Source organism: Plantactinospora sp. CA-294935 (assembly GCF_050936445.1).
In the GTDB taxonomy this organism is placed as follows: Bacteria; Actinomycetota; Actinomycetes; order Mycobacteriales; family Micromonosporaceae; genus Plantactinospora.
The window spans coordinates 7,375,542-7,392,621 of record NZ_JBNJMU010000001.1 but is presented as its reverse complement, the minus strand read 5'-3'; the positions used below and the strand labels follow the sequence as shown (position 1 = coordinate 7,392,621).

The 17,080-nt window shown below is 73.2% G+C and carries 11 protein-coding genes; 7 read left to right on the top strand and 4 right to left on the bottom strand.

Translation table 11 applies throughout. The features are described from left to right. Positions 1 to 52 precede the first annotated feature (52 nt). A complete protein-coding gene (locus tag ACQEVC_RS32285) occupies positions 53 to 331 on the top strand; it encodes an acyl carrier protein (RefSeq protein ID WP_432885172.1) in 279 nt (92 codons plus the stop codon). Here the strand turns inward: ACQEVC_RS32285 and ACQEVC_RS32280 are convergent. Both ACQEVC_RS32280 and ACQEVC_RS32275 read right to left on the bottom strand, forming a co-directional pair. Beyond that, positions 276 to 2,078, bottom strand: a complete 1,803-nt coding sequence (locus ACQEVC_RS32280) for an ABC transporter ATP-binding protein (protein ID WP_432885169.1) — start codon at positions 2,076 to 2,078, stop codon at positions 276 to 278. The genes ACQEVC_RS32285 and ACQEVC_RS32280 overlap by 56 nt on opposite strands. Next, positions 2,075 to 3,673, bottom strand: coding sequence for an ABC transporter transmembrane domain-containing protein (locus tag ACQEVC_RS32275; RefSeq protein ID WP_432885167.1), 1,599 nt, complete (start codon positions 3,671 to 3,673; stop codon positions 2,075 to 2,077). The genes ACQEVC_RS32280 and ACQEVC_RS32275 overlap by 4 nt, the downstream gene beginning before the upstream one ends. Before the next feature lie 267 nt (positions 3,674 to 3,940). On the opposite strand from ACQEVC_RS32275, the gene panD reads away from it, so the two are divergent. The 3 genes from panD to ACQEVC_RS32260 are packed head-to-tail and all read left to right on the top strand — an operon-like array spanning position 3,941 to position 11,719. Next, positions 3,941 to 4,312 (top strand): aspartate 1-decarboxylase, encoded by a 372-nt coding sequence (gene panD / locus ACQEVC_RS32270; protein ID WP_318401047.1) that lies wholly within the window; start codon positions 3,941 to 3,943, stop codon positions 4,310 to 4,312. Then, a complete protein-coding gene (locus tag ACQEVC_RS32265; protein ID WP_432885164.1) occupies positions 4,296 to 10,787 on the top strand; it encodes an amino acid adenylation domain-containing protein in 6,492 nt (2,163 codons plus the stop codon). The genes panD and ACQEVC_RS32265 overlap by 17 nt, the downstream gene beginning before the upstream one ends. Beyond that, positions 10,784 to 11,719: a transglutaminase domain-containing protein gene (locus tag ACQEVC_RS32260; protein WP_432885162.1), complete on the top strand. Its 936-nt coding sequence runs from the start codon at positions 10,784 to 10,786 to the stop codon at positions 11,717 to 11,719. Before ACQEVC_RS32265 ends, ACQEVC_RS32260 begins: the two co-directional genes overlap by 4 nt. 132 nt (positions 11,720 to 11,851) lie before the next feature. On the opposite strand, the gene ACQEVC_RS32255 is transcribed toward ACQEVC_RS32260, so the two are convergent. Next, complete coding sequence (locus ACQEVC_RS32255) at positions 11,852 to 12,829, bottom strand: TauD/TfdA family dioxygenase (RefSeq protein WP_432885159.1); 978 nt, start codon at positions 12,827 to 12,829, stop codon at positions 11,852 to 11,854. A gap of 541 nt (positions 12,830 to 13,370) precedes the next feature. Between ACQEVC_RS32255 and ACQEVC_RS32250 the strand changes: the two genes are divergently transcribed. The 3 genes from ACQEVC_RS32250 (at position 13,371) to ACQEVC_RS32240 (ending at position 16,810) form a co-directional block, all read left to right on the top strand. After that, positions 13,371 to 14,222 carry a ParB/RepB/Spo0J family partition protein gene (locus tag ACQEVC_RS32250; RefSeq protein WP_432885157.1) on the top strand — a complete coding sequence of 284 codons (852 nt, stop codon included), beginning with the start codon at positions 13,371 to 13,373 and terminating at the stop codon, positions 14,220 to 14,222. A 339-nt stretch (positions 14,223 to 14,561) separates the two neighbouring features. Then, entirely contained in the window at positions 14,562 to 15,614 is a 1,053-nt protein-coding gene (locus tag ACQEVC_RS32245; protein ID WP_432885155.1) for a cysteine synthase family protein, read from the top strand. Positions 15,615 to 15,616: 2 nt separating this feature from the next. Next, positions 15,617 to 16,810 (top strand): threonine synthase, encoded by a 1,194-nt coding sequence (locus ACQEVC_RS32240; protein ID WP_432885152.1) that lies wholly within the window; start codon positions 15,617 to 15,619, stop codon positions 16,808 to 16,810. 10 nt (positions 16,811 to 16,820) lie between these two features. Here ACQEVC_RS32240 and ACQEVC_RS32235 read toward each other — a convergent pair whose 3' ends face one another. Next, complete coding sequence (locus ACQEVC_RS32235) at positions 16,821 to 17,048, bottom strand: MbtH family protein (RefSeq protein WP_432885149.1); 228 nt, start codon at positions 17,046 to 17,048, stop codon at positions 16,821 to 16,823. Positions 17,049 to 17,080 lie beyond the last annotated feature (32 nt).

The following is a 17,080-nucleotide window of genomic DNA, read 5'->3' as shown; positions in this document are numbered from 1 at the left end:
CGCCGCAGGCGTGCTACCTTGGGCGCGCCCAGCGGTCTCGGGGGAGGAATGCGTGGCGGATTCGGCGGCCGGTGACGGCGTGCCAGAAAAAGACATGGCCGACGTCATGACGGTGGTTGTGGACGCCTGGCGGCGGGTCTTCGAGCGGCCGGACCTCGGGCCCGATGACGACTTCTTCGCCGTCGGCGGGGATTCCTTCCGCATGGTCATGCTGGTGACCGAGATCGGCGACCGCTACCGCCTGGCGCTCGACCCGGTGTCGTTCTTCGACACGCCTACCCCACGGCAGATGAGCCGGGTGGTGGCGGAGCTGCTGTCCCGGCCGCGCTGACGTCCCCGCGCCACGCGGCCCACAGCCGCGCGTAGGCGCCGCCCGCCGAGACGAGCTCCCGGTGCGTGCCCAGCTCCGCGATCCGGCCGCCGTCGAGCACGACCACCCGGTCGGCGTCGCGGGCGGTGTGCAGGCGGTGCGCGATCGCGATCACCGTCCGTCCGGACAGGACGTCGGCGAGCGCCCGCTCCAGGGTGCGGGCGGACCGGTCGTCCAGCATCGAGGTGGCCTCGTCCAGCACCAGTACGGGCGGGTCGGCCAGGACCACCCGGGCCAGGGCGAGCTGTTGGGCCTGCGCGGGTGACACCGGCATCCCGCCGGAGCCGATCGGTGTGTCCAGGCCGTCCGGCAGCTCGCGTACCCAGTCCAGCGCGCGTACCAGGTGCAGGGCGTGCTCGACCGCGTCCCGGCCGGCGGCAGGTGCGGGCAGGGTGACGTTGTACGCCACGGAGCCGCCGAAGACGTGGTTCTCCTGCGGCAGCAGCGCGACGTGCCCGCGTACCAGCTCCGGTGGGAGGTCGGCGATCGGGACGCCGCCGATCCGCACGGTGCCCGAGCGGGGTCGGTCGATCCCGGCGACCAGCCGGCCGAGGGTGCTCTTGCCGGCGCCGCTCGGCCCGACGATCGCCAGCCGCTCGCCCGGTGCGACGTCCAGGCTCACGCCGTGCAGCACGTCGTCCCTGCCGTCGTACCCGAACCGCACGTCGCGGATTCGCACGCCGGCCTCGCCGCGCGGCCTCGGTGCCGGCGCGGGTCCGCGTGGCGGCTCGGCCACCGCGACGCCCGCGATCCGGGCGAGCGCGGTAGCGGCGACCTGGACCTCGTCCAGCCAGGTCACCAGCGTGTCCACCGGACCGACCAGCAGCCAGGCGTAGACGCAGACCGCGACGATCTGCCCGAGGCCGGCCCAGCCCTGGCGGTGGCCCAGAGCCCCGAGGACCAGCGCCGAGACCAGGACCAGCAGGTAGGCCGCCTCCAGACAGGGCAGCCAGGTGGTGCGTAGCCGGAGCGTGTCCCGTTCCGCCGCGCTCACCTCGGCGATCGCCTCGTCGGTGTCCCGGGCCCGCCGCTCGGCCAGGCGCAGCGCCTCGACCGACCGGCCACCGCCCGCGGTTTCCTGGATCACGGCGTTCACCCGCGCCCAGCCGGCCATTTCGCGCCGGTAACCCTCGGGCGCCCGCCGCAGGTAGCGGCGGGTGCTCCAGACGACCAGCGGCAGCCCGACCACGACGCAGAGCGCCAGGGGCGGGCTGGTCAGCAGCATGGCGCCGATGGTCAGGCCGGTCACCGCGGCGGCGACGGTCACCTCGGGTACGGCGTGGCGCAGCGCCGCGGACAGCGTCTCGACGTCCGTGGTGGCCCGGGTCACCAGGTCTCCGGTCGACGACCGCTCGACCGTGGACGGCGGCAGCCGGAGCAGGCGGGCCAGGAAGTCCTCCCGCACCCGCGCCAGGACGAACTCGGCCAGCACGGCGGCGCGGAGTCGGGCCGACCGGGTGCAGAGCGCACGGACCAGCAGGGTGACCGCGAACAGCCCGGCGAGCAGGTCCACCTGGCCGCGCCCACCGCCCCGCTGCACCGACTCGACCAGCGTGCCGAGCAGCCGCGGGCCGGCCAGCCCGGCCAGCGTGGCGAGGACGTGCAGGGCCAGTACGGCGAGGAGCGCCCGCCTGCGGTCACGCAGCACGGGGACGACGACGGCCCGCGCCTCCGCCGGGGTGGCGACCGGCAGGGCGTCGCCGGTCACGCCGGCATCACCCGGTCGTTGTCCACGGCACCCCGCGTCACGCAGTTGCGGTAGGCGGCGCTCGTGGCAAGCAGCGCGGCGTGGGTGTGCTCGGCCACCACCCGGCCGTCCACCACCAGCACCACGCGGTCCGCCCGCTCCAGCAGCAGCGGACTGGTCGACAGGACCACTGTGGTCCGCCCGGCGCGTAGCGTGCGCAACCCGTCCGCGACGCGGGCCTCGGTGTGCGCGTCGACCGCGCTGGTGGGCTCGTGCAGCACCAGGATCTCCGGGTCGGCGACCAGGGCGCGGGCCAGCGCGATGCGCTGGCGCTGCCCGCCGGACAGCGAGCGCCCCCGCTCGGTGACCTCCGCGTCCAGGCCGTCCGGGTGGGCGGCGACGATGTCCTCCGCCGAGGCGGCCCGCAGCGCGTCGGCGACGCTGACCCCCAGGGTGTGCCGGGGCGGGTCGAGCGAGTCCCGCAGGGGCCCGGCGAACAGCACGTCGTCGGAGCCGGCCAGCATGATGCGGCGGCGGACCTCGGGCAGGGCCAGCCGGCGCAGCGGTACCCCGCCGAGGGTGACGTCGCCGTCGGCGTACCGGGCGAGGCGGTCACCGAGGTCGGCGGCGTCTGCTGCGGAGCGGCACGCCACCCCGGTCAGGAGCCCTGGCCGGACGGTCAACCGGTAGTCGTGGTCCGCCAGCGGGCTCCCCACCGGCGGGGGCGCCAGTGGCGATCGCGGCGCGGGGACGTCCCGTTCCAGCCGCAGCAGCCCGCTGACCCGGCGGGCGGCGACGTACCCCTGGGCGAGGGAGCCGGCGATGTCGGCGGCGGCGGCCAGCGGCAGGACCAGGAAGACGGCGTACCCGTAGAAGGTGACCAGCTCGCCGGGGCTGATCCGGCCGGCGAGCGCGAATCTGGATCCGAGCCAGGTGACGGTGACGATGAGCAGCCCCGGTAGCAGCACCTGGGCACCGTCCAGGACGGAGCGGAACCGACCGGCGGCCTCGCTCACCCGGCGCAGGCGTTGGGAGATCTCGCGATAGCCGGCCAGCACGGTCTCCTCACCCCCGATCCCGCGCAGGATCCGCAGGCCCGAGACCGCATCGGTGGCAGCCGTGGCGGTCAGTGCGGCCGCCTCGTGCACCCGTTGCTGCCGCCGCTCCAGCGGTGGCGTCAGCGCGCCGATCACGACCATCACCACCGGCACACCACCCAGCACCAGCAGGCCCAGCGGCGCGGAGAGGGTGACCAGGACGCCGGCGACGACGGCGATCCCGGCGAGAGTGCCGAACGCGCGGGCCAGTGCCACCAGGCTGAAGCCCAGGTGCGCCGACTCGATGCCGGAGAGCGTGACGACCTCGCCCGTGGCGATCCGCCGGGACAGCGTGTCGCCGAGCCAGCCGACGTGCCGGACGGTCAGCCGCTGCACGTGGAAGCCCGCGGCCAGCCGGATCCGCACCCCGAGCCGATGGTTGAGCACGCTGGCCGCCGCGCCGATGACGCCGAGCGCGGTGACGACCAACACCCAGCCGGCGAACCGTCGCCCGCCATCGCCCAGGATCGCGTCGATCGCCATCCCGAAAGCGGCGGGAATGAAACTGCGGCTGCCCATCGCGACCACACCGAGTGCCGCGCTGCCGACCAGGTGGCGCCATTGTCGACGGCAGACGGACCTGAAAAATGATGCAGGTGAATGCGCTACCCGCGCATGCGCCGGCTTACCACCATGGCGATGCACGTGTGGAGGATAGCTGTGCGGCGTCGGCGACACGATCGCTTCATGGACGCCCGGCATCGGCGTTACTGTCCTCGCACCGCCACCGGAGAAGTGGCCCGTGCCAATCGGTGGATTTCGAAGTGGTTGCCGGGGAGGCAGTTGGTGTATCGCTCCATACTCAAATCGAAGATCCATCGCGCCACCGTCACGCGCAGCGACCTGCACTACATCGGTTCGGTGACTGTGGACCTCGACCTCATGGAAGCCGCCGACATCGCGGTCGGTGAGCAGGTGCACCTGGTGGACGTGACGAACGGGGCGCGCCTGGTGACGTACGCCATCGAGGGCGAGCGCGGGTCCGGCGTGATCGGCGTCAACGGCGCCGGCGCGCGGCTGGTCCACCCCGGCGACCTCGTCATCCTGATGGCGTACGGCGTGCTGGACGAGGACGAGCTGAAGTCGTTCCAGCCGAAGGTCGTGTTCGTCGACGAACGGAACCGGATAGCGAGACTGGGACATGAGCTCGACCGGTGACGAGGACATGAGCTCGACGGGTGACGAGGCGGAGCGCGACGGCTACGGGCTCTCACCGATCCAGCGGAGCCGGTGGCTGCTCGACGAACGGACCGGCGCACCGGGCGGCCTGCGGTGCGACGTCGAGACGACCGGGCCGCTCGACCCGGTCGCGCTGACCGAGGCCCTGCGGCGGGTGGTCGACGAACACGAGATCCTGCGCACCTCCTTCCCGGTCCCGCGCAACATGCGGCTGCCGGTGCAGGTGATCGCCGACCGGGGTCGGGTCGACCTGCGGGAGGTCGACCTGACCGGGGCGGCGGAGGCCGAGCGGAGCCGGCGTCTCGATGCCGCCCTCAACGAGCCTGTCGACCTCGACGTGGCCGGCGAGCCGGTGCTGCGGACGCTCCTGATCCGGCTGGCCGCCGACCGGCACCGACTGGTCGTCCGGGCATCCGCGCTGCGTACCGACGGCGGGTCCATGCGGCTGTTGGTGCGCGACGTCGTACGCCACTACGCCGCGTTGACCGGCGGGGCAGGTGAAATCAACGGAGCGCAGGTGTTGCCGCCGGACGCCGAGTCGCCGCCGCAGTACGCCGACGTGGCCGCGTGGCTCGACGACCTGCTCCAGTCGCCCGACAGCGAGCCGGGCCGGTCCCACTGGGCGGCGCTGGCGGGCAGGGCGGACGGCACGGAACCGCTCGCCCGGCCGGTGCCGTTCGCCCGCGTACCACCGGCACCGGACGGCCCGTTCAGCCCGGACCAGCGCGACGTCGAGCTGCCGCCGGAGACGCTGGCCGCCGCGGAGGCGGTGGCCCGGGCGACCGGCGGCACGGTCGAGTCGGTGCTGCTGACCGCCTGGCAGGTGCTGCTCTGGCGGCTGGACCCGGCGACCGACCCGCTCGTGGCGGTGGCCCGCGACGGCCGGGACCTCCCCGAGCTGTCCGATGTGGTCGGCCCGATGACCCGGTACGTGCCGCGACCGGTCCGGTTCGGGGCGGCCACCCCGTTCGACCGCACCGTGGCCGATCTGGTCCCGGCCGACCGCGACATCGACCGGTGGCACGCGTACTTCAGCCTCGCCGAGTGGCGGCGACCGGGCGACCCGGCCGGCGGCGAACCGTACCTGCCGGTGCTCTTCGACTACGCGACCGGGCAGCCGCAGTACCGCGTCGGCGCGGTCACGTTCCGGCTCACCGAGGTGCACGGCTGCGCCCAGCGGTACGACCTGATGCTCCGCTGCGTGCGGGAGGCCGGCGGCCTCGCCGCGACGTTGCACTACAACGGCGCCGCCCTGGACGGCGAGGCTGCGGACCGGCTGTCCGGGCACCTCGGCACGTTGCTGGCCGACGCCCTCGACCGGCCGGGCACACCGATCGGGGACCTGGCGGTGCTGACCGGCGCGCAGCGGCGCCAGCTCGCCGGTTTCGGCACCGTCGCGCCGGCCGGGGTACGGGAGCCCGCCTGCTTCCACGAGCTGTTCGCGGCGCAGGCGCGGCGCACACCCGACCGGGTGGCGGTGCGCTGCGGCGAGGAGAGCCTGACCTTCGTCGAGCTCGACGAGCGCGCCAACCAGCTCGCGCACTACCTGCGCCGCCGCGGCGTCGGGCCGGAGATGCTGGTGGGGCTCTGCCTGGGCGCGTCGACGGAAGCGATGGTGACCCTGCTCGCCGTGCAGAAGGCGGGTGCCGGCTACGCGCCGATCGACCCGGACGACCCACCGCAGCGGATCGCGTTCCAGGCGCGGGACGCGGGCCTGGCACTTCTGTTGACCCGTACCGGACTGCTGCCCGTCGGCTTCGACGGCAACGTCGAGATGCCGGTCGTCCGGCTGGACGTGGTCGCGTCCGAGGTGCGGAAGGAGGAGGTGACCCCGCCGACCCCGCTGGCCCGTCCGGACAACCTGGCGTACGCGATCTACACGTCCGGCTCGACCGGGTCGCCCAAGGGCGTACTGGTCGAACACCGGTCGGTGAGCGCGTTCCGGGACGCGATGCGCGCGGCCGTGTACGACCGGCACCTGGACGGCTACCGCGACGTCGCGCTGAACGCGCCGCTGACCTTCGACGCCTCGGTGCAACAGCTCGTCCTGCTGCTGGACGGGCACACGCTGCACCTGCTGCCGCAGTCGCTGCGCCGGGACGACCGGCTCCTGGTCGACTACCTCCGCCGCAACCGGGTGGACGTGGTGAACGCCACCCCCACCCAGTTGGAGACGCTGGTCTCGGCCGGCCTGCTGGCCGAGGACGGCGGGCCGGGGCGGCCGCCGTCCCTGCTGCTGGTGGCCGGAGAGGCGCTACCCGCGCCGCTGGCCGCGGTGCTGGGCCGGGCCGGGCGGACCGTCGCCTACAACTGCTACGGCCCGACCGAGTGCACGGTCAACGCCACCGGCGAGCGGGTCGGCCCGGAGGAGCCGCCGGCGATCGGCCGCCCGCTGCCCGGCTACCGCGTCGCCATCCTGGACCGGCGGCTGCGCCAGGTGCCGGTCGGCGTCGTCGGCGAGATCTACCTGGGTGGTCCGGCGGTGGCGCGCGGCTACCTGGGCCGGCCGGAGCTGACCGCGACCCGGTTCGTGCCCGATCCGGCCGCTGGCTCCGGCCACGGACCCAACGGCAGCGAGCCGGGCGGCCGGCTCTACCGGACCGGCGACCTGGGGCGGTTCGGTCCGGACGGCCGGATCTGGTACCTCGGCCGGGCGGACCAGCAGGTGAAGCTCCGGGGCTTCCGGATCGAGCCAGCCGAGGTGGCCGCCGCGCTGTCGGGGCACCCGGCGGTCCGGGAGGCGGCCGTCGTGGTGCGCGAACTCGGCGGCGGGTGCGGGCTGGTGGCGTACTGCGTCTTCGGGCCGGGCAGCCCACCGTCCGACAGCTCGCTGCGGGAGTTCCTGGCCGACCGGCTGCCCGTGTACATGGTTCCGGCCGTGTTCGTCGCGCTCGACGCGCTGCCGGTGACCCGTGGCGGCAAGCTGGACCGCGCCGCGCTGCCCGCGCCGACCGGGGACCGGCGCGGAACCGATCTGCCGTACGCGGCGCCGCGGCTACCGCGCGAGGAGATCCTGTGCGCCGTCTGGGCGGCTGTGCTCGGCGTCGACCGGGTCGGCATCGACGACGACTTCTTCGCGCTCGGCGGCGACTCGATCCGGAGCATCCAGGTGCGCGCCGCAGCCGCGGAGCGGAACATCCACCTCTCCGTGCAGCAGCTGTTCCAGCACCGCACCGTCCGGGAGCTGAGCCACGCGCTGGACAGCGTCGCCAGAGACGGTGACGACGGCGGCCAGCCCCGGCCACTGCCGGCGTTCGCCCTGATCGACGACGCGGACCGGTCGCGGTTGCCGGCCGGCGTGGCGGACGCGTACCCGCTCACCCACGGCCAGGCGGGGATGGTGTTCGACAGCGAGTTCCGGCGCGACGCGCCGGTCTTCCACACCACCCGGACGGCGCACCTGCGGGCACCCCTGCGGGTGGACGCCTTCCGGGAGGCCCTGGACCAGCTCACCGACGCACACCCGGCACTGCGCACCTCGTTCGCGATGCTCGGCTACACCGAACCGCTGCAACTGGTGCACCAGACGGTGACGGTGCCGCTGGAGGTGCACGACCTGAGCCATCTGCCGGACGCCGAACAGTCGCGGGCGGTCGCGGAGTTCTGCGCCTCCGGCCAGCGGCACCGGTTCGGGTGGGACCGGCCGCCGTTCCTGCGGTTCGCCATCCATCGCCGGTCGGCGGACCGGTTTCAGCTCACGATGACCCTGCACGAGGCGGTCCTCGACGGCTGGAGCGTCGCGTCGCTGCTGACCGAGCTGTTCACCCGCTACCTGGCGCTGCTCGCCGGGCGACCGGCGGCGGTCCAACCGCACCCGACCTCGTACGCCGACTTCGTCGCCCGGGAGCGGCTCGCGGCCCGGTGCGCCGAGGACGCCGAGTTCTGGACGGACCGGCTGGCCGGGACCGCCGGCACACCGTTGCCGCGCTGGACGCGGGACGGCGCGGCGGCGCAGCACGTGGTCGAGGTGCCGATCAGCGAACAGACCGGCACCGCCCTGCGGGCGCTGGCCCGCTCACTCGCCGTACCGGTCAAGAGCGTCCTGCTGGCGGCACATCTGCGCGCGGTGAGTCTGGCCACCGGGGAGGCGGACGTCGTCACGGGGCTGGTCTCCAACGGCCGGCTCGGCGTGCCCGGCGGCGACCGGGTGCTGGGCCAGTTCCTCAACACGCTGCCGGTGCGGGCCCGGCTGACCGGTACGGGCACCTGGGCGGAGCTGGTCCGTGCGGTCTTCGACGCGGAGTGCGCGCAGCTGCCGCACCGGCGCTTCCCGGTGACCCGGATCGTGCGCGGGCAGCGGCACCGGCCGGTCGTGGAGACGGCCTTCAACTTCACCCACTTCCACGTATACCGCAGCCTGGAACAGGCCGGCATCGAGGTGCTCGACGACGACCTTTTCGACCGCACCGGCCTGCCGCTGCTCGCGGACTTCAGCGCCGATCCGCTCACCGGCTCGATCCGCGCGACGCTGAACTGCACCGACCTGCCACCGGAGCAGGTGACAGCGATCGCCGGGTACTACCGCGAGTGCCTGGCCGACCTCGCCGACCGGCCCGACGGCCGGTACGGAGAGCCCTGGTCGGCGATCGGCGCGCAGAGCGGTGCGGACCGGCTCGATCAGTCCTTCGCCGAGCTGTTCGAGGCCCGGGCGCAGCGGGCGCCGGATGCGGCGGCCGTGGTCTGCCGGGACCAGTCGATCACCTACGGCGGGCTGAACGGGCGGGCGAACCGGCTGGCCGAGCTGGTCGCGGACGCCGGTGCCGGCCCGGAGACCGTCGTGCCCATCCTGGCCGGTCGCGGGATCGACCTGGTCACGGCGATCGTCGCGGTGCAGAAGGTGGGCGCGGCCTACACGCCGCTGGAGCCGACCGACCCGGTCCGGCGGCTGCGCGAGGCGTTGCGCCGCAGCCCGGCCCCGCTCGTGCTGAGCACCACCGAGTGCCTGCCGGTGCTCGACAAGGCGCTGGCCGACTGGGAGCCGGCGCGCCGCCCCACGGTGATCACCGTCGGGGCCGCGACCTCGCTCGGCCCACTAACGGCCAACCCGCCACGCCGGGGCGGCCCGCGCAGCCTGGCCTGCCTGCTCCACACGTCCGGATCCACGGGTACGCCGAAGGGCGTGATGCTCGAGCGACGCGGCGTGCTGAACCACGCGTACGCCAAGATCGACGAACTCGGGCTGACGGCTGCCGACCGGGTGGCGCAGACCGCCCGGTCCACGTTCGTGGTCTCGGTGTGGCAGTTCCTGGCCCCGCTGATGGTCGGCGCCACGGTGGTCGTCGTGGCCGACCACGACGCCCGGGACCCGGCGCGGCTGCTGCGCGAGCTGGCCCGGACCGACGTCACCGTCGCCGAGGCGGTGCCGTCGATGCTGGCCGCGATGGCGACGGTGGCCGGGCAGGAGCCGGTCGACCTGCCCCGGCTGCGCTGGATGGTCTCCACCGGCGAGGCGTTGCCGGGGCGTACCGCACGCCGATGGCTGGCACGGTATCCCGCTGCCGGCCTGGTCAACGCGTACGGGCCGACGGAGTGCTCGGACGACGTGACCCATTACCGGGTCCCGGCGACCGTCACCGGTGCCGGTTGTCCGGTTGGCCGCCCGATCCCGCACACCCGGCTGTACCTCCTGGATCGGGACCTGGCGCCGGTACCGGCCGGAACCGCGGCGCAGCTCTTCGTCGGCGGGCCGGGCGTCGGGCGCGGGTACCTGGACGACCCGGCGCAGACGGCGGCGGTGTTCCGGCCGGACCCGTTCCTTCCCGGCGGCCGCATGTACCGCACCGGGGACCTGGCCCGGCAGTTGCCCGACGGCACGGTGGAGTACCTGGGCCGACAGGACCGGCAGGTGCAGATCCACGGGATCCGGATCGAGCCCGGCGAGGTGGAGGCCGTGCTGGCTCGGCACGAGGCCGTGGCGGACGCGGTGGTGACGGCGCGCTCGGGGGAATCCGGGACACTCCGGCTGGTGGCCTACGTGGTGGGGCGCGGCGGCACTCCGCTCGACCCGGCGGCGCTGGTCGAGTACGCGCGTGGCCTGCTGCCCGCCGCCTACCTGCCCGCCGCGTTCGTCAACCTGCCGGCGATTCCCCGGAACGCGAACGGCAAGGTGGACCACGCCGCGTTGCCGGCGCCCGAGTCCGCCGTCCCGACCGGGAGCGAGCCGCACCGGCTGCCGCCCGGCCCGCCCCGCACCCGCACCGAGCGGGTGGTCGCCGAGGCGTACGCCGAGGTGCTCGGCGTCGACGAGGTCGGCGTCGCGGACGACTTCTTCGTGCTCGGCGGCGACTCCCTCTCGGTGACCCTGCTGGCCTTCCGGCTGCGCGTCGAACTCGCCGTGGACCTGCCGCTGCACCTGGTGTACGAGCACCCCACCGTGGCCGAGCTGGCCCGGGTGGTCGACGCCGCGGCCACCACCGCACCCAGCACCGCCGTGACCCCATCGGAGGACGAGTGAGCAGCACCGACGTGGAAACCCTGACCGCCGCCGCGCACATCGTGGACTGCGTCCGGAGGGTGCCCGACCGGTACCGGAGCTTCACCGAGAGCGTCGACCGGACGATACGCACGCACGGAATTCCCCCCGCCCTGCTGGAATACCTGGTGGAGTGCGGCCTGCCGCACCGTGGCACCGGCGCCGACCGCCGCTTCCACAAGGACGACCTGGAGAACATCGGGCTCTACATGCGACTGCCGTGCCCGCGCCGGACGGCGATGCGGTGGTGGTCGCGGGCGCTCAATCTCGTCGACGTGCAGGTCGAGACCACGTTCGCGATCGAGGTGGTCGGCGACTGCCCCGAGCCCGGTCACGACGGACCCTGCGACATCCGGTTGCAGCCGACTCTGGAAGAGAGCGCGGACGAGGGCACGTTCGAGGCCCTGCGGCCGGGGCACTACAAGCTGAACCTGACCCGTACGCCGTCGCGGTACTACTTCGGCGGCCCGTACCTGGAGATGATCGAGGAGGTTCGGGCGCTGGAGTTCCACATCCTGCCCGACGAGCTCTCCACCGATCTCGGCTTCGTCCGGGACACCGGGCTGGCCGACTGCCGGCTCGCCACCCGGCACCTGGTGGAGATCGCCACCCGGCGTGGCATACCCGCGCGGCGGGCCTGCGGCGGTTTCATCGCCATCCCGTACCCGATCTACCACGAGTGGGTCGAGTTCGAGGTGGACGGCGAGTGGTTGGGCGCCGACCCGTTCCTGCTGATCTCGATGGAGCGGTGGGGCACCGTGGACGCCGAGCAGTGGCCGCCGAACCGGTCGTTGCAGTTCGTGCTCTGGGCGTTCAGCCGCGACTTCGGCCACCTCATCACCCATCGGGGTGTGCCGTTCTTCCCGGCCATCACGGTGCTGTCGCAGGAGCCGGCCGAGGTGCGGCGGGGATGACCGCCGGCGGCGGCGTGACCACCGCCCGCCTGGGCGGGCGACCTGGGCCCGGTCGGGCCGACCTGCGGATCAGGACCGGCGAATCGCCGGCCGACCCGGCCCGGGTGCTCGGCTGATGCTCGTCGATGACCGTCAGGGGGTCGTACGGACCGGCTGCGTCATCCCCACCAGGATCCGCCGGGGTGGCGTGAAAGCCTCCCGGCCGTGCGCGGCGAGCATGTTGTCCAGCATGAGGATGTCGCCCTCGCGCCACGGAAAAACCACCGTTTCGGCGTGGTACGCGGCACGCAGCTCGTCCAGCACCTCGGGCTCGATCTCCGTGCCGTCGCCGTAGTAGGTGTTGTTGGGCAGGCGGTCCCGGCCCATCGACAGCAGCGCCCGGGACAGCACCGGGTCCAGTGTGGACACGTGGAAGAACGTGACATGGTTGAACCAGGTCGTCTCCCCGCTCTCCGGGTGCTGGTGGACGGCCGCGCGGACCTGCGCCGTGCTGAGCCGCTCGCCGCCCAGCCACCGATGCTCGATGCCGTTGGCCTCGCAGTACCGCTCCACGGTCGCCCGGTCGTCGGTCTGGAACGCCTCCCGCCAGCCGAGGCCGAACCCGGAGCCGAAGTTCCGCACGTACCGGTAGCCGCGTTCCGCGAAGCGGTCCCGGGTGCGGGCCGAGATGCGCTGGTACACCCGGCGGCAGTCGGCCACCGGGGTGGCGCCACCGGCCGCCGGCGCGACCGTGCAGTGGAAGAAGATGCGCAACGGCCAGGTGAGGTTGTACGACTGCTCGTTGTGCAGGAAGATCGCCTCGTTGGCCGGGTGTTCGGTGGAGGTGTAGACGTTCCCCTCGACCTCGCGACGCGGTGACGACCGCTCCAGATAGGGAAGCGGCTCGCCCGACGCGGCGGTGATGAAGTGGTGGAACACCTCGACGGATCCCGCCGTGAAACCGCGGAACAGGATGCCACCGTGCCGGGCCAGGCGGCGGTGGAGTGCCGGTCGGTTGTCGGCGGCCCACTTCACCAGATCGAAGCCAGCGTACGCGGGTTCCACGACGAGCGGAAGCGATCGGCCGGGCACGGGTTCCGTCTCGCGTACGTCGGCGAATCCGGTGGTCATATGGCTCCTCCCACTATCGGTTCGTACTCACGCCGGAGGGGTTCCCGGACGTAGCATCGAGCGGCTTCACAACCGTTTCGCCTCGTCCTCGCCATACACCGGTGATACATCCACGAGCACGCCATTCGGAACTTACTCGGCAGTACGCGTCCCGTCGTTTAGTGTGGGCGAGCATGCATCGACGGGGGACAACGTGACGCGCTGCACGGGGCGCAGGGCCACGTGTGTTTCCTCCTTGCCGTGTTGTCGGGTGGTGCCCGGCTCTCATCTCGACGACGAATCGCCTTTGGTATGGGAGGTCGTTCCTTTGAAGCAGGATCGCACGAGCCCGCTCGTGGTGCCACTGAAGCGCCCGATGGAAACAGAAGGCCCCGTCATGGTAGACGAGAATCAGCGTGACGAGCGGGAAACGCAACTGGTCCCGATAAATTCGTTGCTGCCGGCCGACTCGCCGAGGTTGGCCGGTGAGAGCGTAGACCATACCGAACTGCTTGCGCATACGGACGCGGCTCTGCCGCCCATCCTCGTCCACCGGCGGACGATGCGGGTCGTCGACGGCATGCACCGGCTGCGGGCGGCGCTCCGGCGTGGCCAGGACGTCATCGCGGTGCGGTTCTTCGACGGCGGGGAACAGGACGCGTTCGTGGCCGCCGTCGAGGCGAACATCGCGCACGGGCTGCCGCTGACGCTCGCCGACCGGGAGGCCGCCGCCAGCCGGATAATCCGGTCCCACCCGTGGTGGTCGGACCGGGCCATCGCGTCGGTCACCGGGCTCGCCGCCGCCACGGTCCGCACCATCCGCGGCCGTACGGGTACCGATGACGCCCCCGGGGAGACCAGTCGGCTCGGCCGGGACGGCCGGGTCCGGCCGCTGAACGGCGCGGTGGGCCGGTTGGCGGCGAGCGCGATCATCGCCGAGCGCCCGGACGCGCCGTTGCGCGAGATCGCGAAGGCGGCGGGCATCTCGCCGACGACCGCCCGGGACGTCCGCGAGCGGATGCGCCGGGGCGACGACCCGGTGCCGCCCCGGCAGCGGCCCGGCGGCGACACCGGACCGGACGACCCGGCACCGGGCCGGCCGACTGCCGTCGGCCACGGCTGGACAGACCGGTCGGCACCGGCCCGGGACGGTGCCGGCGCCGCCGAGGGCCGGGAGAAGGCCGCGATCCTGCGAGGACTGCGGAACGACCCGTCGCTGCGGTTCACCGAGTCCGGGCGGGCGTTGTTGCGGTGGCTCTGGCCCCGGGTTACCGGCCCCGAGGGTTGGGAGGACATCGTCCTGACCATCCCGCCACACTGCACCTACCTGGTGGCGGACCTGGCCCGGCGCTGCGCGGACGAGTGGCTGACGTTCGCCGAGGAGATGGAGCAGCAGGCGCGTTCCATGGCCTGACGTGCCGGTCCGGCGCCGGTGGCGGCCTGTCCAACTGAGAATATCGATCGGTTGGACGGGCCGATCGAGCCCCTTTTCGACCCGAACCGCGCCGCGCTCGCGCGCCGTGTCCGACCTTGCGGTCAGCCGGACCGCAAGGGGAGGTTGGGATAGATTCATTGAACGGGCGGAGGCGGACGGTCATTCACGATCGAGTTCTATTATGATTCGGCAAATCCATGATGCCCATTCGTTCCTGCTCACCGACGGCGTTCTGCTTGTCGACGCACAGTGCAGCATGCGATTGCCGGCACCCGGTTCGGAACGTGGTGAGCGAGGGGCGGAATGACCGGAACGGTGATGCCGCGGTTCATTCAGGAGGCGCGGACGAACACTCCGCTCGCGAAGCTGAACGTCAGCAGCGGCGGAACGGCGCATATGCTGTGGCTGAAACTCGAGACGAGGAATCCCACCGGCTCGGTGAAACACCGGACCGCCCTCGGGCTGCTGGCGTCCCTCGATGCGCAGAGCCCACTCGCACCGGGCACCCGGGTCGTCGAGTCGACCTCGGGCAACCTCGGCCTCGCACTGGCACGTACGCTGCGGGACCTGGACTGCCAGCTGGTGGCGGTGGTCGATCCGAAGGTACCGCGGTCGACCCGGGCCCTTCTGGAGGCCGAGGGAGCCGAGCTGGTCCCGGTGACCGAGCCGGACGTGTACGGCGGCTACCTGCTCACCCGGCTCGCCAAGGTGCGTGAGCTGCGGCTCGCGGATCCGCGCCTGCGCTGGCCGGACCAGTACCACAACCCGGCCAACCCGGGCATCCACCGCGACACCCTCGCCGAGGAACTGGTCAGGCAGACCGGTGGCCGGCTGGACACCGTGCTCGTCGCGGTGAGCACCGGCGGCACGCTGGTCGGCATCAGCGAGGGGCTGCGCGCGGCCGCACCAGCGGTGCGGATCTACGCCGTGGACGCGTACGGCTCCGTCGTCACCGCCGACGCCGGCACCCCCCACCTGCTCACCGGCGTCGGCGCCAGCCGCAAGTCGTCCTTCCTGCACCGCCGCCACTTCGAGCGGGCGATCCGCATCACCGACGTGCGGGCATTCGCCTTCAGCCGGATGCTGGCCGAGGACACCGGACTGGCCGTCGGTGGCTCGGCCGGCGCCGTGCTGGCCGCCTTCGCCAAGCTGGCCACCGGCGGGAACCCCGGCCGCCACCCGGTCGCGGTGGTCGCCGACGGCGGCGCCAACTACCGCTCCACCTTCTACGACGACGGGTGGCTGGCGGCCCGGGGCGTGCTGGAGCGGGTACTCGCCACGGAGGCCACGGCCCGGGCCAACGGGGTCGGCTTCGACCTCGAACTCGATCCGGACTTCCACCCGGACTTCCACCCGGACAAGGGGCGCTGACGATGGGGCAGGTATCGGGAACCCGCTGGGTGCACGGCTGCGAACTCCTGGAATACCGGTACGGTCCGGACCTGCTGCCCGGGCGGGACGACGGCGGGCCAGCGGGGATGTGGCGGTACCGGGCGTTGCTCCCGGTGGACCCCGGCCCGATCCACTACCCGGTGCCGGTCGGCGGCACCCCGCTGCTGGCGCTGCCGGGGCTGCGGGCGGTGACGGGCGTACCGGAGCTGTTCGTGAAGGACGAGACGCGCGGTCCCAGCGCCTCCAACAAGGACCGCGCGACGGCCCTGGTCCTTGAGGGCGGCCTGCGGACCGGGGCGGACACGATCACCACGGCGTCGACCGGCAACGCGGCGGTGGCCACCGCGCTGGGCGCCGCCGCGGTGGCGCTTCGTTCGGTGATCTTCGTGTCGACGGGCTGCCGCCCCGACAAGGTCGGCCTGATGCGCGCCGCCGGCGCCCGCGTGTTCGCGCTGGCCGACGGCTACAGCGCCGCGGTGGAGCTGTCCCGGGCCGCCGCCCGGGAGTTCGGCTGGTTGGACCGCAACACCGGCGTCAACCCGTACACCACCGAGGCGAAGAAGACTGTCGCCCTGGAGATCTGGGAGCAACTCCGGCGGCAGCCCCCCGACGTGGTCGTCGCGCCGGTGGGGGACGGACCCACGCTGGCCGGGCTGGCCAAGGGCTTCGACGAGCTGCTCGCCTGTGGCGGAATCGAGCGGCTGCCCCGGCTGATCGGCGTGCAGGCGGCCAACTGCCAGCCCCTCGTGCGGGCGTGGGCCGGCGCGGACGGCCCGGCCACCTCGGGTGCACCCGGCGATCCGGCGAGCGGTGCGACGACGATCGCCGACGGCATCGCGGTCACCCGGCCGACGGCCGGCGCGCTGGCCCTGGACGCCGTACGGCGTACCGGCGGTGCGATGGTCGCCGTGCCGGACGACGCGCTCTCCGCCGCCGGGGCATCCCTGCTCCGGTACGGCGGGCTGGGCAGCGAGCCGGCCGGCGCGGCCGGGCTGGCCGGACTCGCGGCGGCACTGGCCGGAGGGCTGGTGGATCGCGCGGAACGGGTCGTGGTCATGCTGACCGGGCGCGAGCTGGCGGCCGGCCCGACACCGGTGCCGGAGCCGGCCGCGCCGGTGATCGAGCCGAACCTCGACGCGGTACGGGCCGCGCTGGCGGACCACCCGCGCAACTGAGCGGCTGAAATCACGCCACGCCCTGCGCCTCGTCCATCTGCCGGCGCAGGCTCAGCGGCCGCATGTCGGTCCACACCTCGCGGATGTGCGCCAGACACTCCTCCTTCGAGCCGGCCTTGCCACCCTCCCGCCAGCCGGCCGGAATCTCCTGGTCGACCGGCCAGATCGAGTACTGCTCTTCGTGGTTCAACACCACGGTGTAGCGCCGGTCGTCATCCGTCTCGTCGTCAACAGGCATGCCGCCTCCTGGCCGTGGTGGAAAGGGTGAAA